The sequence below is a fragment of the Rhodococcus sp. NPDC056506 genome, assembly GCF_042794945.1.
Taxonomy (GTDB): domain Bacteria; phylum Actinomycetota; class Actinomycetes; order Mycobacteriales; family Mycobacteriaceae; genus Rhodococcus_F.
This window is the reverse complement of sequence record NZ_JBHTSW010000001.1, coordinates 367,914-390,798: the sequence shown is the minus strand read 5'-3', so window position 1 is coordinate 390,798 and position 22,885 is coordinate 367,914. Positions and strand designations below refer to the sequence as shown.

Annotated in this window: 15 protein-coding genes; 5 read left to right on the top strand and 10 right to left on the bottom strand. The window is 62.2% G+C overall.

Annotated elements, in window-relative coordinates; translation table 11 throughout:
* Positions 1 to 31: 31 nt before the first annotated feature.
* The 3 genes from ACFQ6H_RS01765 to ACFQ6H_RS01755 are packed head-to-tail and all read right to left on the bottom strand — an operon-like array spanning position 32 to position 1,572.
* Positions 32 to 601 (bottom strand): TetR/AcrR family transcriptional regulator, encoded by a 570-nt coding sequence (locus ACFQ6H_RS01765; protein ID WP_378643186.1) that lies wholly within the window; start codon positions 599 to 601, stop codon positions 32 to 34.
* Positions 601 to 1,221: a recombination mediator RecR gene (recR, locus tag ACFQ6H_RS01760; RefSeq protein ID WP_003943917.1), complete on the bottom strand. Its 621-nt coding sequence runs from the start codon at positions 1,219 to 1,221 to the stop codon at positions 601 to 603. The genes ACFQ6H_RS01765 and recR overlap by 1 nt, the downstream gene beginning before the upstream one ends.
* A gap of 12 nt (positions 1,222 to 1,233) precedes the next feature.
* Positions 1,234 to 1,572, bottom strand: coding sequence for a YbaB/EbfC family nucleoid-associated protein (locus tag ACFQ6H_RS01755; protein ID WP_003943929.1), 339 nt, complete (start codon positions 1,570 to 1,572; stop codon positions 1,234 to 1,236).
* A 109-nt stretch (positions 1,573 to 1,681) separates the two neighbouring features.
* Between ACFQ6H_RS01755 and ACFQ6H_RS01750 the strand changes: the two genes are divergently transcribed.
* The 3 genes from ACFQ6H_RS01750 to ACFQ6H_RS01740 all read left to right on the top strand — a co-directional run bounded on the left by ACFQ6H_RS01750 (position 1,682) and on the right by ACFQ6H_RS01740 (position 4,374).
* Complete coding sequence (locus ACFQ6H_RS01750) at positions 1,682 to 2,482, top strand: Rv3717 family N-acetylmuramoyl-L-alanine amidase (RefSeq protein WP_378536940.1); 801 nt, start codon at positions 1,682 to 1,684, stop codon at positions 2,480 to 2,482.
* An 84-nt stretch (positions 2,483 to 2,566) separates the two neighbouring features.
* A complete protein-coding gene (locus ACFQ6H_RS01745) occupies positions 2,567 to 2,863 on the top strand; it encodes a hypothetical protein (protein ID WP_378643169.1) in 297 nt (98 codons plus the stop codon).
* Positions 2,863 to 4,374: an alpha/beta hydrolase gene (locus tag ACFQ6H_RS01740; RefSeq protein WP_378643164.1), complete on the top strand. Its 1,512-nt coding sequence runs from the start codon at positions 2,863 to 2,865 to the stop codon at positions 4,372 to 4,374. Before ACFQ6H_RS01745 ends, ACFQ6H_RS01740 begins: the two co-directional genes overlap by 1 nt.
* Before the next feature lie 55 nt (positions 4,375 to 4,429).
* On the opposite strand, the gene ACFQ6H_RS01735 is transcribed toward ACFQ6H_RS01740, so the two are convergent.
* Positions 4,430 to 4,864, bottom strand: coding sequence for an SRPBCC family protein (locus ACFQ6H_RS01735; protein WP_378445664.1), 435 nt, complete (start codon positions 4,862 to 4,864; stop codon positions 4,430 to 4,432).
* Between the two features lie 336 nt (positions 4,865 to 5,200).
* Here ACFQ6H_RS01735 and ACFQ6H_RS01730 point away from each other — a divergent pair, with 336 nt between their 5' ends.
* On the top strand, positions 5,201 to 6,628 hold the full coding sequence (locus ACFQ6H_RS01730) for an FAD-binding protein (protein WP_378643407.1): 1,428 nt from the start codon (positions 5,201 to 5,203) through the stop codon (positions 6,626 to 6,628).
* Positions 6,625 to 7,926, top strand: a complete 1,302-nt coding sequence (locus ACFQ6H_RS01725; RefSeq protein ID WP_230816598.1) for a class I SAM-dependent methyltransferase — start codon at positions 6,625 to 6,627, stop codon at positions 7,924 to 7,926. Before ACFQ6H_RS01730 ends, ACFQ6H_RS01725 begins: the two co-directional genes overlap by 4 nt.
* A gap of 21 nt (positions 7,927 to 7,947) precedes the next feature.
* Here the strand turns inward: ACFQ6H_RS01725 and ACFQ6H_RS01720 are convergent, their stop codons facing one another.
* The 6 genes from ACFQ6H_RS01720 to ACFQ6H_RS01695 all read right to left on the bottom strand — a co-directional run bounded on the left by ACFQ6H_RS01720 (position 7,948) and on the right by ACFQ6H_RS01695 (position 22,343).
* Positions 7,948 to 9,000 (bottom strand): hypothetical protein, encoded by a 1,053-nt coding sequence (locus ACFQ6H_RS01720; protein WP_378643159.1) that lies wholly within the window; start codon positions 8,998 to 9,000, stop codon positions 7,948 to 7,950.
* A gap of 108 nt (positions 9,001 to 9,108) precedes the next feature.
* Positions 9,109 to 11,250, bottom strand: a complete 2,142-nt coding sequence (locus ACFQ6H_RS01715) for a 3-hydroxyacyl-CoA dehydrogenase NAD-binding domain-containing protein (RefSeq protein ID WP_317826579.1) — start codon at positions 11,248 to 11,250, stop codon at positions 9,109 to 9,111.
* Positions 11,251 to 11,295: 45 nt separating this feature from the next.
* Positions 11,296 to 12,510, bottom strand: a complete 1,215-nt coding sequence (locus tag ACFQ6H_RS01710) for an acetyl-CoA C-acetyltransferase (protein ID WP_003943886.1) — start codon at positions 12,508 to 12,510, stop codon at positions 11,296 to 11,298.
* 222 nt (positions 12,511 to 12,732) lie between these two features.
* A complete protein-coding gene (locus tag ACFQ6H_RS01705) occupies positions 12,733 to 14,577 on the bottom strand; it encodes a multicopper oxidase domain-containing protein (protein ID WP_378643154.1) in 1,845 nt (614 codons plus the stop codon).
* An 87-nt stretch (positions 14,578 to 14,664) separates the two neighbouring features.
* Entirely contained in the window at positions 14,665 to 16,221 is a 1,557-nt protein-coding gene (locus ACFQ6H_RS01700; RefSeq protein ID WP_378643149.1) for a hypothetical protein, read from the bottom strand.
* Positions 16,218 to 22,343 (bottom strand): SDR family NAD(P)-dependent oxidoreductase, encoded by a 6,126-nt coding sequence (locus tag ACFQ6H_RS01695; protein WP_378643146.1) that lies wholly within the window; start codon positions 22,341 to 22,343, stop codon positions 16,218 to 16,220. The genes ACFQ6H_RS01700 and ACFQ6H_RS01695 overlap by 4 nt, the downstream gene beginning before the upstream one ends.
* Between the last annotated feature and the right edge of the window lie 542 nt (positions 22,344 to 22,885).

Sequence of the window (22,885 nt, the reverse complement as noted above, 5' to 3'; positions counted from 1 at the left end):
GATATTTACCAAGCAAGAATTGTGACGCCGCTCACCCGTCGAGGAGCTTTTGCACGAGTGGTGCGTACAGCGCAACCACCTCGTCCTGGGTGCCGGTGGCATGCCCGGCCATCATCCGTCGGCGCATGATCGCCACTCCGACCACCATCGACATCGCCAGTTCCGCGCGCAATCTGGCATCGGGACCGGAGAGACGAGCGGCGAGGGTGTCGATCATCTGCGTCGAATAGTTCTCGCGCAGCTTGCGGTTGCTTTCTTCACTGACACCGCTCATGAACAACAAGCTCATGGACAGTGGCTTGTACGACTCCAGCGGCTTGGTGAACAGCGAGACCATGCGCTCGCCGAGCGAGTCGTGCGGTGCGTCGAACACCGTGACGGCCGCTGCACGGAAGTCGACCAACTCGTCGTACAACTGCTCTTTGGAACCGAAGTACTTGATGATCAGCGGTGCACTGACGCCCGCGTCTTCGGCAATGTCCTTGAGCGTGATTTCGCGGTACGGCCGAGTCGCGAATGCTTTCCCGGCTGACGCGATGATCTGCGCGCGCGTCTGCTCGGACGTACGACGCACTTGCTGCCCCTGCTCAGTGCCGCTCATCAAGCGTTCCGCGACAATTCACGACGCCCGGACAATGCGCGACCCAGCGTCAACTCGTCTGCGAATTCGAGATCGCCACCCATCGGAAGACCCGAAGCCAACCGAGACACCGTCAGCCCCGGAATGTCTCGCATCATGCGAACGAGATAGGTAGCTGTCGCCTCACCCTCGGTGTTGGGGTCGGTGGCGATAATGACCTCGGACACGTCGACGCCGTCCTCCTGATTTGCGATGCGAGCCAACAACTCCCGGATACGCAACTGGTCCGGCCCGATCCCCGAAAGCGGATTGAGCGCACCGCCGAGCACGTGATAGCGACCCTTGAACTCACGGGTGCGCTCGACGGCCTGGACGTCCTTCGGTTCCTCCACGACGCAGATCACCGTGCGATCGCGACGTGCGTCGGCGCAGATGCGGCACTTCTCCTGATCGGAGACAGTTCCGCACACCGTGCAGAACTGAACGCCGTCACGGATGCGCTGCAATGCATTTTTCAAACGGTCGATCTCGGGAGGCTCCACGGAGAGCAGGTGAAAAGCGATGCGTTGAGCGCTCTTCGGCCCGACTCCGGGAAGCTTCCCGAGTTCGTCGATCAGATCCTGAACCGGACCTTCGTACACGCGTTCTCGTTTCTAGAAGCCGGGGAGACCGGGAAGGCCTCCGCCGAGTCCGCCAGCCAACGGGCCGAGCTTCTCAGCAGCGACTTCCTGTGCCTTGCGCGAAGCATCCTCGATCGCGCCGATCACCAGATCCTGCAGCGTCTCGACGTCTTCGGGGTCGACGACCTTGGGATCGATCTGCAGACCGACAACCTCGCCGGTGCCCTTGACCGTGGCGACAACCAGCCCGCCGCCGGCCTGACCGGTCACTTCGGCCTGAGCCATTTCCTGTTGCGCCGCCATCAATTGCTGCTGCATCTGCTGAGCCTGAGCCAACAGAGCAGACATGTCGGGTGCTCCACCTGGTTGCACGAGCGGTCCTTTCTACAGAGTTATCCCCACCAGCGTAGTCGGTGCGCGCTACCGTGAGCGGGTGCGCCGGAACCAGTCAGACACCGTAAAACCGTCAAGAGGGTCAAACATGGCATCACGTGTGTTCCGCTCCACCGCCCTCATCGCCGTAGTCGGGGCCGGCCTGCTGAGCGCCGCGTGCACGATTCCCACCGAGACTGCCGAGGCCACGACTTCGGTCGAGGTGTCTCCGCTCAGCACTGTTGCCGCTGACATCCCCGCAGCCCTCACCGGCAAGGTCGTCTTCCTCGATCCCGGGCACAGTGGAGCGAACGACGACAGCATCAACACCCAGGTCCCCACTGGCCGCGGCGGCACCAAGAACTGCCAGACCACCGGCACCAACACCGACGCCGGGTTCCCCGAACACACCTTCAACTGGGAAGTCGCGAGCCTGGTCAAGAGCGAACTCGAAGGCCAAGGCGCCACAGTCGTCCTGAGTCGACCGGACGACGTCAGCGTCGGATCTTGCGTCGACGCACGCGCCGAAGCCGCCAATTCCTCCGGCGCCGACGTCGTGGTGAGTATTCATGCGGACGGCGCAGCGGCCGGGGCCGAAGGCTTCCACGTCTGCTACTCCGCTCCCCCGCTGAACTCGGTTCAGGCTGGCCCGTCCGTGGCTTTTGCGGAAACCATGCGCGACTCACTCGTCACCGCCGGCCTCACCCCGTCGACCTACATCGGTGACGACGGGTTGGCACCACGCGCCGATCTGACGGGACTCAATCTGTCGCAGCGGCCGTCGATTCTGGTCGAACTCGGCAACATGCGAAATGCCGACGAGGCAGCGCGCATGACGAGCCCGGACGGTCAGCAGGACTATGCAGCCGCCGTCACCAGTGGAGTCACGGCCTTCCTGACAACCCCCTGATCCGGCTTCTGTGGAGAAAATCCGCTTGTCCACAGGAAAGCCGGCACGGCCCAGACAGCCAGTTCGCCTGGCTACGGTTCAGCTATGGGGCCGATACTTCAGGTAGACATCGCTGCGTTGCAGCAACTTTCGGCTGATCTGTCTCGAATTGCGGATCAGATTTCAGGGATCGACTCCGCTGGCCCGATTTCCGAAGCCGCGACGAGCCTGGATTCGTCCGCTGTCATGGCTGTATCGACGGAGCATGCCGGCGTGATCGCCGACGCCTACCGGCACCTGGCTACGCAATTGGGGCTCGTGGCGTCCGGAACCACTGCCGCAGCACGTCTGTACGACACTACCGAGGCCGACGTGGTGTCCGAACTGCGCAGAGACTACTGATGCGGCCCACCATCTCTCAGCTTCGCGCGTGGTCACCGGAGCAACTACGCACCTGCGCTGCGGAACTCGTCGAAAACGATCGGAAAGTCGAATTTCTCAGTGGCGACGCCGGTCGCAGCATCGACGCCGTCCGCGAGTTCTGGCGAGGCGAAGCGTCGAGCGCGGCGGCAGTGCAGTGGTCGGGCATCTCGCTTGTCTCCTCTCGGCTCTCGATTGCGGTGCGCGTGGTCGCGGATCTGTATGCCGGAGCGGCCAATACGATCGGCACCGCGCGAAGAACAGTTCTGGACCTGGTCGAGGAGGCGACTCTCGAACACGGCTTGACGGTGTCAGACAGCGGAGCTGTATCGGCGCCTGCGTCGACGCAGCCGTGGAATCTGGCCGACGTCATGCAGGCTTCCGAAAACGCTACGGCTGCACAGAGTTTTCAGCAGCGAATCTTCGACTCTTTGTCGGCGCTGGACTATGAAGACAACCGGGCCGCGACTGCTCTACGTCAGGCATTCCGGGAGATCGGATCGCTCCTGGGTAATCAGCCTGATCGCCTCAGCCGCACTGTCGTCGACATTCTCGACGGGAGGTCGGCACTCCCCGGAACACCCGCGGAGCTACACCGACTCTGGGAATCGCTCACGCCCAACGAGAAAGACGCGTTGGCGAGGTGGGATCCGTCCATCGGAAGTCGCGACGGCCTTCCCGCTCTCGACCGGGACTACTACAACCGGCGGTACCTCTCTGCACTCGAGCAGTTGCCGGATCGAACGGTAGCGGCCGGATACTCGGCCGTGCGCGGCGAACTTCGACCGGACACGTTCCTTCTCTCGGTCACGGATGGGCACGCCGTAGTGGCAGTCGGTAATCCCGATGCCGCCGACAACGTCGCAACGTTGATTCCCGGAACCGGTTCCGGGCTCTCGGGCGTCGGCGGAGATCTACAACGAACCAGAGCCATGTACGACGCAGCCGTCAGCGCGGCACCAACGGAAGCCACGTCGGTGATCCTGTGGTCCGGGTACGACGCTCCCCCAGGCATTCCCGACGCCGGTTCGGATCGCTACGCAGACGCCGCGGCGCCCGGGCTGGACACCTTCCAGGACGGGTTACGCACCTCACATGACGGTCCGCCGTCGCACAACGTAGTGATCGGGCACTCCTACGGCAGCACCGTCATCGGTGCCGCGACTACCCGTGGCGTTTCTCTCGACGTCGACGAGCTGGTATTTGTCGCAAGCCCGGGAGTCGATGCCGAGCGTGTGAACGAACTGAGCCTGGACGGCGTCGACTCCTCCGAGATGTCGCGTCGTGTTCATTCGACGACGGCCTTCTGGGATCCGGTCCAATTAATCCCCAAGATCCTCGGAGTCCACGGATTCGATCCGTCGGATCCGGAATTCGGCGCGCAGGTATTCGACGGATCACCCGGGGAGCCGGGGTTCGGAGTTCACAGCGATTACTGGGAAAGCGGAAACCCCGCACTCGCCGAGTTGGGGCGAATCATTACCGGCGCATGAAAGATGGCGCCGCACCGGTGAAGGTACGACGCCATCTCTCGAGATGCAGAATCAGTCAGACCAGTTCGCGCTTGAGGTTGTCCAGGACCTGGGCCTGGATGCGCTGCAGACCCTTCGGAGCGAAGGTGCGCTCGAAGAAGCCGCCGATTCCGGTGGCACCCTGCCACTGGGTGAGCGTCGTAACCGTCGTTCCGGTGCCGTTGGGGGCAACGGTCCAGGTGGTGACGAGACTGGAGTTGGCGTCCTTCTCGGTGATGACGTTGCCGTCGACCGTCACTGTGGCCTTGACGTTGCGCGAACGCTTTTCCGTCGCCTTGAGCGTCCACTGCGCGACGGTTCCGTCGCCCTGGCCGCCTTCGACGACCTTGTAGTCGAGGTACTGCTCGGACAGGATTCGCGGGCGAACCGTCTCGTAGTCCGAGAGCGCCGCGAGCACCTTGTCGGGTGCTGCTGTGACGACTATCGAACTCATTGCATTGACCTGACCCATATGCCCTACGTCTCCTTGTTCGACCAACGCGGCTCGATACCGCGAATGACTCTCGAATCCGCACCTCGAACTGCGCAGACATTCCTTTCCATATTGCCTGTCCCGCCCCGGTATCTCGACAATCTGCCCTGTCCTGTGAGCTGGTTCACCTGTTGGCGCATTTATCGAGTTCGTTTGCAACAACTCGATCAAATTCGGGCATTAAGACCCCTCCAGATAGCTTGCACGCGCAACTACCGATAGCGTCAGGGTGTGACTCTCTCGTTCAATGGGGTAGTTCAGAAGTTCGATCGAATCCGGACAAAGCAAGGCCCGGGTTCCGATGCTGCGCGTGAAATGGGGTTCGAGCAGCACAGAGAAGGCGTCGAACGCCTACTCGCGTCATACCGCGCCATTCCCGCCGATGCTTCTGTACGCCTGGCAAAGAAGACATCCAATCTGTTCCGCGCTCGCGCCAAGACGTCGGCCCCCGGCCTCGACGTCAGCGGTCTGGCCGGTGTCATCGCCGTCGATGCGCAGGCGCGCACCGCCGACGTCGCCGGCATGTGCACCTACGAAGACCTCGTCGACGCGACGCTGCCCTACGGGTTGGCGCCATTGGTCGTGCCTCAGCTCAAGACCATCACCCTGGGCGGTGCGGTGACCGGCCTGGGCATCGAGTCCACCTCTTTCCGCAACGGCTTACCGCACGAGTCGGTACTCGAAATCGACGTACTGACCGGAAGCGGCGAGATCATCACCGCAACGCCGGACGGTGAACACGCCGAGCTGTTCTACGGTTTCCCCAATTCCTACGGCACCCTTGGCTATTCGACGCGATTGAAGATCGCACTCGAACCGGTCGAGAAGTACGTCGCGTTGCGTCATGTGCGCTTCGATTCACTGAAGAAGCTCGAAGAAACGATGGATCGCATCGTCACCGAGCGCGAGTACGACGGGATCGCCGTCGACTACCTCGACGGGGTGGTCTTCACCGATTCCGAGAGCTACCTCACACTCGGCGTGCAAACCGACGAGGAAGGCCCGGTCAGCGACTACACCGACCAGGACATCTTCTACCGGTCGATCCAGCATCCGTCACTCACACAGCCCAAGACGGACCGCTTGACCATTCGGGACTACTTGTGGCGCTGGGACACCGACTGGTTCTGGTGCTCACGGGCTTTCGGTGCACAGAACCCGAAGATCCGGCGCTTCTGGCCCAAGCAGTACCTACGCAGCAGCTTCTACTGGAAGCTGATTGCCCTCGACCACAAGTACGACATCGGAGATCGCCTCGAAAAGCGCAAGGGCAAGCCCCCGCGCGAACGCGTCGTCCAGGACGTCGAGGTACCCATCGAACGAACCGCGGACTTCGTCTCGTGGTTCCTCGAGGAAATTCCGATCGAACCACTGTGGTTGTGCCCGTTGCGTCTTCGTGAGCCAAGCCCGGCCGCTGCCTCAGCTTCTCGGCTGGATCAATTGGCCACATCGCGGCCGTGGCCCCTCTACCCCCTCGAACCCAAGCGCACCTACGTCAACATCGGCTTCTGGTCTTCGGTGCCGATAGTTCCCGGCGAGCGCGAGGGGGCAGCAAATCGACTGATCGAAGAAAAGGTCAGCGATTTCGACGGACACAAATCGCTCTACTCCGACTCCTACTACTCGAAGGAAGACTTCGAGGAGCTGTACTACGGCGGCGACCGGTACATCGGACTCAAGGAACGCTACGACCCGAAATCCCGTTTATTGGATCTATTCTCTAAGGCGGTGCAACGTAAATGACCACGTTCAAAGACTCCAAAAGCCAGGACAAGCTCTCCATCGCAGAGATTCTCGAGACGCTTTCCGACGGCATGCTGCCGCTTCGATTCACCGCGTACGACGGCAGCACCGCCGGCCCCGAAGATGCCGACTACGGACTGCACCTCAAGTCGACTCGCGGAACCACTTATCTCGCAACAGCTCCCGGCGACCTCGGCATGGCCCGCGCGTACGTCTCCGGCGATCTCGAAGCCGAGGGTGTCCACCCCGGTGATCCGTACGAGATTCTGCGCATCATGGGCGACGAACTCCACCTCAAGCGCCCGTCAGCACTGACTCTCGCCAGCATCACGCGCTCGCTGGGCTGGGATCTGTTGCGGCCCATCGCCCCGCCGCCCCAGGAACATCTCCCTCGCTGGCGTCGCGTCGCAGAAGGACTGCGTCACTCCAAAACTCGTGACGCCGAGGTCATCCACCATCACTACGACGTCTCCAACACCTTCTACGAGTACGTCCTCGGTCCATCCATGACGTACACCTGCGCCGCCTACGACAATGCGGAGCAGACCCTCGAAGAAGCCCAGGAGAACAAGTACCGCCTGGTGTTCGAGAAGCTCGGACTTCAGAAGGGTGATCGACTTCTCGACATCGGCTGCGGCTGGGGCTCGATGGTTCGCTACGCAGCACGACGCGGCGTCAAGGTGATCGGCGTGACTCTCTCACGCGAACAGGCAGATTGGGCACAGAAGGCCATCGAAGACGAGGGGCTTGCCGATCTTGCGCAGGTCCGCTTCTCCGACTACCGCGACGTCGCGGAGACCGGGTTCGACGCAGTGTCCTCGATCGGCCTGACGGAGCACATCGGCGTCGGAAACTACCCGGCTTACTTCGAGTTCCTCAAGGGCAAGTTGCGCGAGGGTGGGCGTCTGCTCAACCACTGCATCACCCGTCCGGACAACCGAAGCGGCGCCAAGGCAGGCGGATTCATCGACCGGTACGTCTTCCCCGACGGGGAGCTCACCGGATCGGGTCGCATCATCTCCGAGATCCAGAACGTCGGTCTCGAGGTGCGGCACGAGGAGAACCTTCGCGAACACTACGCACTGACGCTCGCCGGATGGTGCCAGAACCTCGTCGACAACTGGGACGCCTGCGTCGCCGAGGTCGGCGAAGGAACCGCACGCGTCTGGGGCCTGTACATGGCGGGTTCACGGCTCGGGTTCGAGCGCAATGTCGTTCAGCTGCACCAGGTTCTGGCCGTCAAGCTCGGCCCCAAGGGTGAGGCGCATGTGCCGCTTCGCCCGTGGTGGAAGGCCTAGGGGCAAAGCCCCCGTGAGTGGTTAAGGAGTCTCCGCACTCCTTAACCACTCACAGGCCCCGCAGGGGCTATCCCCCGTCCTCACCCAACCTCCCCGCCGCAATACCGTCTCCACCTCGTGCGCAACCTGGCACGGGGTCTTCACCACCTCCTCGAATCCGTAGACCAACCGCGGACGACCTGCCAGCTCTGCCGCATTGTCACGGCGGCGATCACGAAATGCCACTTCTGCCATGGAATGCGCCCACCGACCGTCGAGACGCACGATCAGCGGCACACTGACTTCGCTGTAGTCGCAATCCTCGTACAACGTGCGGCCGTCGACGCGGATCGGTGACTGGCGTCTGGCCGACGGCAACCCGTGCGCCCGCTCCACGTCGACCGCGTAATGGTATTCGAGCGATGACTGCACCCCATCTGCCAAGAGCTTCACCGCACTGTCGAGGGCCTTCCGATATCGACGGGGTGAGCGCTCCTCCATGCGTCGGCGGATGTCCGTCAAACGGATGCGTCCGTTGGTGACTGTGGTGATGAGGCTGACATAGGCCTCGCGCGCAGTCGGTTCTGCGACGGCCAGATCGAGAGCTGTATCAGCCTTGCCGGTGCGCGGCATCTGCGCGTCGACACCGATGTGACGATGAGCCCTCGAACGGTGGACCACAACGCCGGGATGGAGGACAGAGCCGATCATTGGTGACGGATGTCGGTCGGCGCCGAGGCCACGAACGAAAGTGGCAGCCTGAGAGATCGCGGACTTCCCGTACGGAACGGTTATGTGTACTGGTGCAGTGCTGTCCGGCCGACGCATCGACCATTCCTCAGCGGCGGTGTGATGGCTGAGCATCGACGACCCGCCGCCGTACAGGAGCGCCGCTTCGAGTGCGGCATACCTGGTCAATGGGCCCGTGGTGACGGAGTAGACGCCGCGAAGAACAGTTTGCCAGCGTCCGACCTCAACTCGTTGTTTCACGCGAGAGCGCGGAAATCCGATGGCGTGAAGTTGGGCGTGACTGACCAGTCCGTGCTGAGCATCGACGATAACCTGCAATGCATCGATTTCTGTATGTGAAGGCATACGACGAGCCTGCAAATACATACAGAAGGATTTCGCCGAAAAAACCAACCTGTGGATAAAGCTGTGCGCGGTTAGGAAGTGCTGAGACTCCCTAACCGCGCACGGGGGCTATGCCCCTAGCGACGCCGGCGGGGTGAACCGCGGGCCGTACTGCGCAGCGAGTTCCTTTGCGCGAGCGACGAAGCCGGCAGTGCCGCCCTCGTAGCCGACGATGAACTGGTGAACGCCACCGGTCCAGGCCGGGAATCCGATGCCCATGATGGAGCCGATGTTGGCGTCCGCCGTGGTGATCAGGACGTTCTCGTCGAAGCACTTCTGCGTCTCGATCGCCTCGATGAACAGCATGCGGTCGATGAGGTCCTGGATCGGGGCGTCGGAGGTTCCGGAGTTGAAGTTCTCGCGGAGTCCGGACCACAGGCCGGTGCGCTTGCCCTCTGCGTAGTCGTAGAAGCCTGCTCCACCGAGCTTGCCCTTACGGTCGAACTTCTCGACGAGGGTGTTGATGACCTCGCCGGCCGGATCTGCCGGCAGTTCCTTGCCTTCGGCCTTGGCTGCCTCGGCAGATTCCTTGCGGATCTTCTGCATGAGGGTGAGGTTGAGCTCGTCCGAAAGCTGAAGCGGCGCAGCCGGGTAACCGGCCTGCATACCTGCCTGCTCGATGGTGGCGGGCTCGACGCCCTCGGCGAGCATGCCGATGGCCTCGTTGATGAAGGTTCCGATGACACGTGAGGTGAAGAAGCCACGCGAGTCGTTGACCACGATCGGCGTCTTGCGGATTGCCTGGACGTAGTCGAACACGCGGGCCAGAGTCTCGTCGGAGGTCTTCTCACCGCGGATGATCTCCACCAGCGGCATCTTGTCGACAGGCGAGAAGAAGTGGATGCCGATGAAGTCTTCCTGACGCTTCACGCCGGTGGCGAGACCCGTGATGGGCAGCGTGGAGGTGTTCGAGCCCAGCAGGGCCTTGGGATCGACGATGTCCTCGATCTCCTGGAACACCTTGTGCTTGAGTTCCTGGCTCTCGAAGACGGCTTCGATGACGAAGTCGACGCCGGCGAAATCGGCCGGGTCAGCCGTCGGGGTGATCTTGGCGAGGAGTGCGTCGGACTTCTCCTGCGTGGTCTTGCCGCGCGAGAGTGCCTTGGCCTCAATGCCTTCGGAGTACGCCTTGCCCTTGTTCGCAGCCTCGATGGTGACGTCCTTGAGGACGACGTCGAAGCCTGCCTTGGCGGAGACGTACGCGATGCCCGCGCCCATCATGCCTGCGCCGATGACGCCGACCTTCTTGATGGTGGACTTCTCGATGCCTGCCGGACGTGAACCGCCGCCGTTGATCGACTGCAGATCGAAGAAGAACGCCTGAATCATGTTCTTCGCGACGCGGCCGGTCACCAGGGAGGTGAAGTAGCGCGCCTCGATGAGCAGCGCGTTGTCGATGTCGACCTGCGAGCCTTCGACGGCTGCGGCCATGATGGCGCGCGGAGCCGGCATCGGAGCACCCTTGAGCTGCTTGCGCAGGTTCGCGGGGAACGCCGGAAGGTTGGCAGCGAATGCCGGAGTGGACGGGGTTCCGCCAGGGATCTTGTAGCCCTTGACATCCCACGGCTGAACGCCGCCTTCGGGGTTGGCCTTGATCCATGCCTTCGCGGCCGGAACCAGTTCCTCGACCGAGCCGACGACCTCGTCGATGAGGCCGACTTCCTTGGCCTGAACGGGTCCACGCTGCTGTCCCTGAAGCAGGACGCCCATGAGCGCGTTCTGCAGGCCGAGCATCCGCACGGTGCGAACGACGCCGCCGCCGCCGGGCAGCAGGCCGAGGGTGACCTCGGGCAGGCCGATCTTGACGCCCTTGACGTCCGCCGCGATGCGGTGGTGGGTCGCGAGAGCGATCTCGAGGCCGCCGCCGAGTGCCGCGCCGTTGATGGCGGCGACTACCGGCTTGCCGAGAGTTTCGAGGCGACGCAGGTCTGCCTTGATCTCGACGCTGTGGTTGTAGATCTCCTCGGCCTGCTCGGGGCCGACCTTGATCATGTTCTTGAGGTCACCACCCGCGAAGAAGGTCTTCTTACCGGAGGTGATGACGGCACCGGTGATGGAGTCCTTCTCGGCGACCAGACGGTCGACGGTGGCCTTCATCGACGCGATGTACGCGTCGTTCATGGTGTTAGCGCCCTGGTTGGGATCGTTGATGGTGAGCACGACGATGCCGTCGGCGTCCTGGTCCCAGTTGATGATGTTCTGATCAGTCACTTTGATTGACTCCTGGTAAGCCTCGTTGGAAGGACGGACGCCGCGTCAGACGCGCTCGATGATGGTGGCAACGCCCATACCGCCGCCGATGCACAGGGTGATGAGGGCGCGCTTGCCGCCACGACGCTCGAGCTCGTCGACCATCGTTCCGGTGATCATCGCGCCGGTTGCTCCGAGCGGGTGGCCCATGGCGATGGCGCCGCCGTTGACGTTGAGCTTCTCGTCCGGGATGTTCAGGTCCTTCTGGAACTTCAGGACGACGGAGGCGAACGCCTCATTGATCTCGAAGAGGTCGATGTCGTCGACGGTCAGGCCGGCAGCAGCCAGAACCTTCTTCGACGCCGGCGTCGGGCCGGTGAGCATGATGGTGGAGTCGGCTCCGCTGGTGGCGGTGGCGACGACGCGAGCGCGCGGCGTCAGGCCCATGTCCTTGCCGGCCTGCTCGCTGCCGACGAGCACGAGTGCAGCGCCGTCGACGATTCCCGAGCTGTTGCCGCCGTGGTGAACGTGGTTGATCTTCTCGACCCAGTGGTACTTCTGCAGCGACACGGCGTCGAATCCGCCGATTTCACCGATCACACCGAATGCGGAAGCCAGGCCGGCGAGGTTCTCGGCCGTGGTGCCGGGACGCATGTGCTCGTCGTTGTCGAGGATGGTGATGCCGTTGATGTCCTTGACCGGCACTACCGACTTGGCAAAGTATCCGCCGGTCCACGCCTTGGCGGCGAGGTCCTGCGAGCGCACGGCGTATGCGTCGACGTCGTCACGCGAGAAGCCCTCGATGGTGGCGATGAGGTCTGCGCCGACGCCCTGCGGGACGAAGTAGTTGTCGTAGTTGGTGGCGGGGTCGAGCGCCCACGGTCCACCGTCGGATCCCATCGGAACGCGGGACATCGACTCGACGCCACCGGCGATCACCAGTTCGTCCCAGCCGGACCGGACCTTTTGAGCAGCCATGTTCACGGCTTCGAGACCAGAAGCGCAGAAACGGTTGAGCTGAACGCCGCCGACGGTGTCGGGCAGTCCCGCATCGTTGACTGCAACGCGGGCGATGTCCATTCCCTGATCGCCAACGGGGGTGACGACGCCCAGGATGAGGTCGGAGATCCGATCCTCGTCGAGGTCGGGAAAGCGCACGCGCAGTTCCTGGATCAGACCCGTGACCAGCGAGATCGGCTTGACCGAGTGCAACGACCCGGTCTTCTTGCCGCGGCCTCGCGGGGTACGGATGGCTTCATAAATGAATGCCTCTGTGGTCACTGTGAGGTGTTCCTTCCGTGTAATTCGTCGAACCGGTCTGCAGATCGTCCGCGCCGCCTTCGGTGGTGGCGCATGGCCGAGGTACAGACCTCAGCCCTTTCACTGTAGAACGTGTTCCAAATTCATGGGAAGGACCGAAGCGATCCTGCTAGGTGACCGAGGTGATCCGACGTGCGTGCGCCTGCCCGCTCCGGTTCATTTCGAGTGCGCTTCCGGCGGCGCTCACGGCACGATTCGATACGGCAGCATCATGTCGTGATCTTCGTGGTCGAGTAGGTGGCAGTGCCATACGTATCCCTGGAGTTGACCAGTGTTACTCACGCCGTCGTGGCTCACACCGTGGTACCCACTTCCCTGCTCCTGATCGCCGCCCGTCATCCCACCGCCCGTCATCACAGCACTGGGGAGTCGATCGAACTTCGCGTCGGGATCGAAACCCAGCTCGTCCGCGGTCGGGAATCGCACGATGATCCGCGTGACCGTGCCACCGTCCACTCTGACGGTGTCTTTCATCCCGGCTTCCCACGGCGCCGGCGCAATCATGGGTCCCGCCTCGAACCCGTCGGGCGACGGAGTCCACTTGTTGCCGATCACCGGCTGCGGATGACGGATGAGGTAGTCCAGCGTCCGCATCGGTGTTCGGCCGAGGATTCGGAAGTTCACCAGGTGCAGGTGAATCGGATGCGGGTCCGGCGTGGTGTTGACGATGTTCCACTGCTCGACGGTGCCCTGCCGCGGCCTCTCGACGTCGGTGGTGCTGAACGTCAGGTTGTTCAGTGTCATCTGAGCCGGCGGATTCCTCAGTTCCAGTTGCTGGCTCACCGTCACTGTGCGGGTTACCGTCGGCTGCTCCAACGGGGCGAGAACGTCACGTTGGAGCCGCCCACCGCGCAGTCGCGCCGGAACACCACCGGTGAATCCGCGCCGGGCGTCGCCGCGGAACCGGCAGAACAGCGGCATTGTCACTTCACCGATGACAGCGGCGGGTAGCGGTGGCGCCTCGTCGTTGCGAAGCTCCACCGTCGACCCCTCCGACAGACCGGTGAAATCGACGAGGAGGTCGTAGCGCTCCCCCGGCGCGCAGCGGAAGGCGCTGACCCCGACGGGTGCGTCGAGCATTCCGGCGTCGTTGCCGATGACCCAGAACGTCATCATGTTGGAGAAGTGGAGATTCCACACGCTTGCCGATGACGCATTGACGACCCTGAAACGGTAAAGGCCCCGAGCCACAGCCAGTTCCGGCCAGATCTTGCCGTTGACCAATCCGACGTCCCCCACCGCGCCGCCTTCCCACGATCCTTCCGGTATCAAGATGGTGGATCGGCCGTTCTGGGCGCCTGCCGGCGTGAAGATCTTCTCCTGCAAGATCAGCGGGATCTCGAATTCCTCGGCCGGTAGCCCCAACGGATTTCCCAGCTTGCCGGTGTCGAATTCGTCCCTGATCAGATAGTTGCCGATCAGACCGGCGTAGACGTTGAGCCGGGTGATGCCCATCGCGTGATCGTGATACCAGAGGTGCGCAGCCTCCTGCCCGTGCGAAAAGTGATGCATCGCAGCCTGTCCCGGCCTCACCAGCAACTCCGGATTGCCATCACTCTCGGGTGAAGTGACTCCTCCGTGCAAGTGCAACGACGTCGGCGGATTCGCGCGAAAATCGGCCTGCATTCCGTGCAATGTCATGTCCATGTCCGCAGCCAGCGGATGCCCGGCGAGATTGTTCTCGAACGTCAACATGATCGGCTCGTCCGAATGCGCCTCGACGGTGGGGCCCAAATAGCCGCCGCCGAACTCTGCGCTGCTGTACGACAAGGCGGGAGACGACGGAAAATCCCGATGAAATACGTGTGTCCCGACCTGCGCCGTCAGAGTGATCTCACTGCCGAAAAGCATGGGAAGTGAGGGAAGCTCGTCACAGAACGGATCGAACTCCGGTGAATGAAAGATCAACGGCGACTCGATATCCACACTCCCTGCCGGAGCAGCACTCGCCTTTGCGCCCAATGCAACAGCCGCTGTGCCGACTACCGACCCCTTTAGAACTGACCGCCTCGAAACTCCGGTACCCATACTTGCCCCTCCCCGTCGAAACGGGTTGCGTTCTCCCGTAAGGAAAACGCAACCCGTTTCTCTACTTCGATCTCGGAAATCCCCCGTCTACTTTCCGTCGATCGCCTCCAGTACCGAATCGATCAGCGACTGTGGAAGATTCGACGGCGGAGCAATATCCAGGGCTCCAGGAGCGCTCGGTATCGTCCAGATAGTTCGATGACGAGCGATCGCGAGCTTCTCCCGCGATCCATCCGGATGGACCTTGAAATACTCGAACTCGAGGTCGATCCCCTTCTCGTAGAGAGCTGCCAAAGACATCGTGACGAGCACATCGTCGAACGGCATGACCTCACGCAAATGCTCCACCCGCGTGTGCACACAACGCAGTTCACCCAGAGCGCCGCGGGCCGCCAAGGCCTCACGCTGAGAACGGACCAGGAACTTGTCCCGAATCCTCGACTGCCAGATGTAATAGTTGCCGAAGTAGACGTTGCCCACGACGTTTCCGTCCTGCAACGTCGTCGAGAACACCTCGGATTCGAGCAGGTACGGATTGCGCGGCACCATCGGAGCCGAGCGAATCACCGAACCACGATCGACGTCCTTCGGCTCGGCCGGGACGGCAACGCTCTTCGCCCCCGTCGGAATCGTCATCGGCTCGATGAAATCGTGGAAGTACTGCGGCATCGGCCGTGCCGCCACCACGCCGTGGGAGAGAATTTCCACCCATGTCGTCTGCATCGCGCTCCACCCGATGTGGGTGCGCGTCTCACCGTCGACTCGGCACCATTCGACATGCAGATTGGTGGTTGCCCGATCCGGACCGGTGAGCTCGGTGATCCAGATCGTCCCCTCGACAATGTCGTCGGTGTACAGGTTCGCATCGATGAACACCTCGGAGTTGTTGGTCACCATGCCCCAACGACCCGTCGCCATGTCTTCGACGATCTGCTTCGAGATCGGTCCGGTCCCCCTCTCCCGCAAAGCACCCAGCCACAGGGCGAAGCTCGCGAACCCCACTGATCCACCGACGTTGCACGCGTCCCGGAACCCGACGGGGAACCGGATCGACACCGCCGGATAGCCGCTGCGTGCCACCACATGCACGTCGGAGCCGTAGGCCATCGGATCGAACTGCGCGAGAGACTTCGCCGACAACGGCCCGGTGTCGAACTGTGGTGCCGGGTCGTGCGCCGGTTCTTCCGCATCCTCCTCGTGAGTCACGAACGCGAGAATTCGCTCCTCGTTATCCGTCAACAGAGCTGGAAAAGTCAGAACCACCACGCTTCCCTCTGCGCCGCCGCGGAAGGTCACAGCGTCGTCCTCCCTGGCACCCATCGCCAGAGAAACCGACATCTGCCCCGTGGCCTTTCGGATCGCCTCTGCCGCCGCCCACAGCCTGGTTCCCGCACGATCGAGTGATTCGCCGCCCGCGATCAACTCGTCCAGCAGCGGAATCCGCGCCGAACCCAGAAGTGCCTTCCACTGCACGACGGTTCGGGCGCGAATCGGTTCGATGTCGCATCCCTGCGGCCAGTCACCTGCGGAGCTGAGAGACTTACTGCCGTCGTGCGAGAGCGAGACATCCACCGATGGTGGAACGTCACCGACAACGACGGGCTTTCCGGTTTCCTGCCATTCGATGGCAAAGGCATTGCTCATTTGATCACCGCATCCTCATCGAGATGAATGTTCACGGCCGCCTCGGCGATCGGTTTCTCCTGCTCGTGGCGTTCCGACTTGGTCAGCTCGTGAATCCCCGGGGTATGTGCGACCACAACCCGCGGGCTCTTCACTCCCAACGCCCGGCTGTGTTGCGCGAGCTTGTCGAGAATGATCTGCGCATCACGCGCGGTCGGGTCCGCGATTTCCTCAGCTGAAGGCCTACTTTCGTCGTGCGAGAGAATCTGGGAGCGGTACCCCTCGAGCTGGATCACCACCCGCCCGTCCTTCACCACTGCCACGTCGGCTTGCATGTGGGTCTCGGTCTGCACCTTGTCGTAGGCGTACGCGGTGAACGAACGAGCCTCGAATCGCCCGTCGTACATGTCGATTCGGGCGATGTTGACCGGAAGGCAGATCTCCCGCGGAACCATGACCTGCCCCGATTGCAGCAGTGAATCCAGGAAGTAGGGATCACCGAGGAGGTGCTGCCTACGGTCGGCGCGCGAAATAGCGCTGAAGAGAATGTGCTCGGAGTCGAGACTCGAGATCTCTTCGAGTCGGCGGAAATCGCCCTCCTGGAACAGCAACCACGAGTAGAGATCGTCCAACGGATCGATGTCGAGCACCGGTCGCGGCAATTCCCTCTCGAACTCAGGCAGTGTTTCGTCCAGCCCGAAGATGAAGTCAGCCGAGAAATGGGGCCGCCCGTACCCGGTCCGTTCGGTGCCGATCGTGACATGCACCCGCGTTCCGGCGGCATCACGATCCTGCTCGACGACGCTTGCCTTGATCTCGATTCTGGTGCCCTCGACCGTGTCGACGACGATCGGTCGATCCAGCTTGATGTCGTCGATACGGACACGGCCCAGGGTCACGCGTCCCGTGACATAGGCTGCCGCCTGCGACATCGCCTCGAGCCCGAAGACCGTCGGCAGCAACGCCGATCCCTTCCAGACATGGTCGAGGACAAACGAATCCGCCGAGGTGGACAACGTAGTTCGGGTCGCGAGTTCTACGTGCGGCTCGAACGTCACGATTTGGTCGATGTAGCGCGACACCGCCGGCAGAGCCGGCGCTGCGGGAGCCCAGGTGTCGAGACCCCCGAGTCGACTGGTCACGACGATGCGACTCGCCTCGGGTCCACTGTCGACCAGACGAAGGAAGTGATCTACTCCCGCAGCCGTCGAAATCGGCATGACACCCATCTTCGCGAGGTGGTTGACGCTGCCCATGCGGGCGCCCATCCCTGTCTCCCCCCACACGCTGTACGCGAGCGAGAACGTCCGAGTCTTCGGGTGCCCGGCGGCATACCGCACCACCATTTCGTCGAGAAGCTCGTTTCCGTATGCATACCAGCTGTTTCCGGGCATACCGGTGTATCCGATGATGGAAGAGAAGCCCACGAACAGCTTCAAGTCACGATCAGCGAGCGCTTCGACGAAGTTGGCTGCGCCCAGGACCTTCGGTGCAACCTCCTTGAAAGCCGCAGCGCTGTCGACTCTCTCGAACCGCCGCGGAACATTCGCCCCCGCACCGTGGACAAACCCGGTGATCGGCCCCACCTCGACCTCGATCTGAGCGACGACGCCAGCCACCGCCGCAGCATCCGTGACGTTGCAGCGATAGTAGTGGGCACTCAAACCGGCAGACGTGAAGTCCGCAAGAGTGGAGGCGATTTCGTCGCCTGCCTGTCGCTGAGAGCTTCCGATCAGTACCAGTTCGGCGCCGGTCTTTCGGCCCAGTGCCAGAGCGCATTGCGCCATGATGCCTTTCGCGCCTCCGGTCACGACCACAACGTCCGAACTTCCCAGCCCGCTTTCCCGGACGGTGTAGTCGTTCGAGGCGAGCACCCGCGGTTGCAGTGCCGTGCGCGCCAGCTCGGCGTCGTAAGTCGCGAACACATAGGGTGCAACCGAATCCAACTCGGAGACGGCAGTGGTTGCCACCTCCTCGTCCGCTGTCGAGCCGTCGAATCCTAGGACGCGTACATCCAACTCAGGGCGCTCGTGATGCACCGAAGCTGCAAAAGCCGCCGCACTCGGCACCGGCGCTGGATTGCTCAGCTCGGCATCGGTGAACTGAACCACCGCCAATGTGGTTCGCGCGCCACCACTTTGCTGCGCCGGAACTATTCTGTGCATGTGTTCGATTCCGCGGCGCAAGCCGATTTCGGTGACGGAATCATCGGTCACGCGCGGCATTACCGCAATCACGTGGTGTGCGTTCGCAGTGTCGGCGTCGGAGAATGTCCGGGTGTCGACCTGGGCGCCACGGCCTCGAAGTTCGGATTCCAACCTTCCGACCAAACCGGCGTCGTCACCGATGACGACAAACGTCGCGGCCGTGAGGTCGCGGACTTCGTGCAGCGATGTCTCGCTCCGAACCTTTTCCAGGGTGTAATCGCGAACCCAGGTGAAGCTGTCGGCCGATATACCCTGTGACTTCGTCGGTAGCGCCCGCGCAGCCGGCTGCTGCTGACCCGACTTCTCCTTCGCGGACCGATCGAGCACCTCGATCAGTTCACCCAGGCTGACGTTGACGAGTTCGGCCGGATCCAGGTCACCCTGAACACCCAACCGTGTTGCCACCGTGGCTATTGCATCGGCAGCCTTGATCGAGTCCATGTTCAGGTCGTCGAGCAGGTGGAGATCCACATCGAGAGACTCCACCGGAAATCCGGTGTCCTCTGCGATTACCTCGAGCAGGATTCGCGACACGTCCGATTGCCCCGAATGCGCTACTGGAACGGCAGCTACTGGAACGGCAGTGCCGGCATTCGGCGATGCCGCAAGGATCAGCGATGCAGCTTCTCCGATGGTGGCGTTGGCCAACTCGGCAGGGTCGAGGTCGACAACCTCGAATTGGTGCGCAACCTTCGAAATAGCCTCTGCCGCACTGATCGAGTCGAGATTCAGATCATCGAGCAGACGCAAATCCGTCGTGATCGACTCGGCCGGGAACCCTGTGGTGCCGGCGAGGATCCTGATCAGCTCACTTTCCACGGACCCCGCGCCTGCGGCAGCCGGCGATTCGATTGCCGGAACCGAAACGGGCGAAGGAGCTTTCGCTGCTACAGATTCGTGGCCGTTGGTGACTGCCCGCGAAGTCGGAGCAGACGGAGCAGATGGAGCACTCACTCCGCTGCCTACATCCGCGCGAATGACGTCGACGAGGAAGTTCCCGCGTCGGCTCAGGTAATCGGCCAGCGCCGCAGCCGGATCCCCGCCGGACGTACCAACTGCGAGCGGTTCGGGAGCAGATTTAACCGTCAGCTTCGCCTCGGCCAAGTTCTCGATGAACACCTTCTGATCGGCGGGAACGAATTCGCGCACGAAGCGGCCGTCGAAAAGTTCGTTCCAGCGGACCTGAGCGCCGTGTACGTACATCGCAGCCAGTGCGACGTTGAAGTCCTCGTCACGTCCGGACTTGGACGCAACGGGGAAGCAGCGCACGCCGTCGGTCCCGTTGATCGCCTTGGTGAGCCCGGTCAGCACACGGCCGGGTCCGACCTCGACAAGCAGGTCCACCTCCTGCGAGATCCCACGTACCGTCTTGATCCAGTCGACCGGTGAGACAACCTGTTTGGTGACCAATTCGCGAAGTGCCACTGGCGTCTGGACGCGTTCCCCTTCAACGCAGGAATATACGGGGCAGGTCAGTAGACCGACTTGCTCGTCAACGGGCGCAGTGGACTTCAGCTCCCGCTCGGCCTCGTTCATCATCTCGGAGTGGAAAGCATTCGACACGGCAAGCGCCTGGGCCGACACTCCGCGCGTCTTCGCGATGGCAACCACATCGTCGACCGCGTCCTTGGTACCCGAAACCACTGTCTGCGTCGGCGTATTCAGATTCGCGACGGTCGCATATCCGTTTGCTTCCGCGATGATCGCCTCAGCCGTCGATCGGTCGCAGGTCAGGCTCGCCATTGCGCCGTTTCCGCCACCACTGACCGCCATCGCTGCGCCCTTCGCCGCAGCCAAGGTGATCAGCGTCTTCTTGTCGTAAGCCCCTGCCACATAGAGGGCTGTCAGCTCCCCGAGACTGTGCCCGGCAACGGCAGTGGGTGTGACGCCCAAACGGTGGAGGTACTCGAACCACAGTAGCGACGCCAAGGCAACGGCGGGCTGGGTGAACTGCGTCTGGGCGAGGTCCCTCTTCCACTTCGCCAATTCCGCAGCGTCAGCGCTCTTGACCGGGTTCCGCAGAATCCGCGGCGTGATCGCTTCCGCTCCCGCATCCTCCAGCCAGCCGTCGGCCTCGTTCGCCAGTTCACGTGCCCACTCGAAACGCTCGATCAGCACGCGAGCCATCTCGAGCTGTTGTGATCCCTGTCCCGGGAACAGGAACCCGATGTCGTGACGAACGTTGTTCGAGATCGATATCTCGTTGCTGACCACCTTGACCTGGCCGGCCGCGGGCGCAGAGTTCTCGCAGATGACGGCGAGTTGGCGCATGCGTTCGGCCAACTGCGCGGGTCGACCTGCCACCACTGCGGCCCGGAAGGGCGCGGTCGGCGAGATCACCCGCGAGAGCTTCGCCGAAAAGTCCAGCAGCTCGGCAACACTCAACGGAACTGCCAGATCTGCGACATCCCGCGCTCGGGTCGCCAAGTCCATGGCGGAATCTGCGGAAAGTACGAAGACCTCGGTGTCCTGGTACGACGCCATCATGGTGCGGACGTCGCGCGAAGGTGTCAGCTTGCTGGACGGTGCATCAGCCGATTCGATGGCGACGTGGCAGTTGATACCGCCGAATCCCATGGCCTGCGCACCGGCGCGCATCTTCTCGGACGGATCTCTGATCTCGCCGTTGACGAGCGGAAAGAGCGCTGGCGCTTCGGTTCCGAACGCCGGGTTCGGGTCGGTGCAACCGGCGATCGGCGGAAGGATTCGTTGGTTGACAGCCATTGTCGCCTTGATCAGTGCAAGGATGCCCGACGCCGCCTTCGTGTGCCCGATCAGCGACTTCAGCGAGGTCATACCGATGCTGCGAGCCTCGACGGGCCCGTCCGTCTGCGCGGCCTGCTGGACGCCGGCAAGTTCGACGGGGTCCCCGACAGGAGTGCCAGTTCCGTGTCCTTCGACAAAGGCAACCTCGCTGGCAGCGAATCCTGCTCCCGAGTATGCGCGACGGATCATTTCGGCCTGAGTTTCGGCGCGGGGCTTGGTAATTCCACCCTTGCCATCGGTGGAGATGCCCCAGCCGCGAATCGTCGCGTACACGTAGTCACCGTCTGCCCTGGCGTCCTCGAGCCGTTTCAAGGCCACGAATCCACAGCCTTCACCCGGGATGAATCCGCTTCGGCTTGCGTCGTACACGTTCATGTCACCGCGTGTCAGTGCACCCAAACGCGCGAATCCCACGAGTTCCAAAGGATCCAAGCTGACGTCGACTCCACCTGCCAAGACGAAGTCGGCCGCGCCGGACGCCAGCTTTTCCGCCGCAGTCGCCACCGCGAGCATGCCGGACGCGCACGCACCGTCCACGACGTACCCGCCGCCGTTGAAGTCGAGGTAGTTGCAGATACGACCGGCAATCGTATTCGACAACATACCGGCCAGAGTGTCTTCACTCGGCTCCACCAGCGGGCCTTTGTAGACCTCTTCCATCGTCTCGGCGAGGGCATCGACGACGGAACTGTCCAACTGGCGCGCTTCGGCCGCCACAGCGAGGGCGCGCTTGACATAAGGCCAGCGCAAACGCATCGACCACATCCGGGATTCTTCACCGGTAAGGGAGTTGCCGACGATTGCGGCGCTGCGGCCAGTGGGTACCGATCCTCGGCTGTAGCCCGCGTCCGTCAAAGCGCCGAGTGCTGTTTCCAGCGCCAACCAGTGTGTGAGATCTGTCGACTTGAAGGTCCGCTCCGGGATCCGGCGCCCGACCCAGTCGAATTCGAATCCGTCCATGAACGCGCCCCGGTCGGCATACGTTCTGTCGACGTCGTCGGGATTTGCGCTCCAATAGTCGTCGAGAGACATCCGCGACTCGGGAAACTTTCGGAATTGCATCCGGCGCGCAAGGACGTTCTCCCAAAATCCTTGCAGATCGTGTGCACCGGGAGACCACATGCTCATCCCGACTATCGCAATTGCAGGATTAGTTGAATCTTCAGTCATCTTACACTTCCTATTTTCACGCGCATCCACGGGAGACTCAATCGACCGAAGACTAACCACGCGTTCGTCGGCGTGTAAAACGCAGATTCACCTCAAGGCATAACCAAATAACAAAGATTGTTCGAGATCGCGAACATGTTTCAGCAATTTTTCCGCAATCGACAATTAGCTGTAACTTCGAGTTACTCGTTTGCCTAACTCGACGTCAAACTCCGGCTGGAACATCCGTATCTGATCCTGGATTCAAAGCCGTCCAATCCAGACATACAGCAAATATGCAGTTGAGCATCCGTTAAATCGGCACAATGCCGAATATGTGGCCAATTCGCCGAATGTCCCAAATTGGTCGATCGACACAAAACAAACATCTGCAAGGTTCAATCTGAACATTCGTGACACGCTGAGAGTTAGCAATATTGATCGAACGTCGGTCGATCGACAAGAAATCTCAGATATTCTTCGGCGGTCATCGTACGAATCGAAGTTTCGTTACAGCGAAACTGGGCGAACAAATGTGCCAGCAAACCAGCCACAGCATTTTC

Excerpts from the sequence above, each read along its gene's own strand:
- ACFQ6H_RS01705 (WP_378643154.1), bottom strand. The coding sequence starts at position 14,577 with ATGGGTACCGGAGTTTCGAGGCGGTCAGTTCTAAAGGGGTCGGTAGTC.
- ACFQ6H_RS01725 (WP_230816598.1), top strand. The coding sequence starts at position 6,625 with ATGACCACGTTCAAAGACTCCAAAAGCCAGGACAAGCTCTCCATCGCA.
- ACFQ6H_RS01720 (WP_378643159.1), bottom strand. The coding sequence starts at position 9,000 with ATGCCTTCACATACAGAAATCGATGCATTGCAGGTTATCGTCGATGCT.
- ACFQ6H_RS01700 (WP_378643149.1), bottom strand. The coding sequence starts at position 16,221 with ATGAGCAATGCCTTTGCCATCGAATGGCAGGAAACCGGAAAGCCCGTC.
- ACFQ6H_RS01735 (WP_378445664.1), bottom strand. The coding sequence starts at position 4,864 with ATGGGTCAGGTCAATGCAATGAGTTCGATAGTCGTCACAGCAGCACCC.
- ACFQ6H_RS01730 (WP_378643407.1), top strand. The coding sequence starts at position 5,201 with ATGGGGTTCGAGCAGCACAGAGAAGGCGTCGAACGCCTACTCGCGTCA.
- ACFQ6H_RS01695 (WP_378643146.1), bottom strand. The coding sequence starts at position 22,343 with ATGACTGAAGATTCAACTAATCCTGCAATTGCGATAGTCGGGATGAGC.
- ACFQ6H_RS01765 (WP_378643186.1), bottom strand. The coding sequence starts at position 601 with ATGAGCGGCACTGAGCAGGGGCAGCAAGTGCGTCGTACGTCCGAGCAG.
- ACFQ6H_RS01740 (WP_378643164.1), top strand. The coding sequence starts at position 2,863 with ATGCGGCCCACCATCTCTCAGCTTCGCGCGTGGTCACCGGAGCAACTA.
- ACFQ6H_RS01750 (WP_378536940.1), top strand. The coding sequence starts at position 1,682 with ATGGCATCACGTGTGTTCCGCTCCACCGCCCTCATCGCCGTAGTCGGG.
- ACFQ6H_RS01745 (WP_378643169.1), top strand. The coding sequence starts at position 2,567 with ATGGGGCCGATACTTCAGGTAGACATCGCTGCGTTGCAGCAACTTTCG.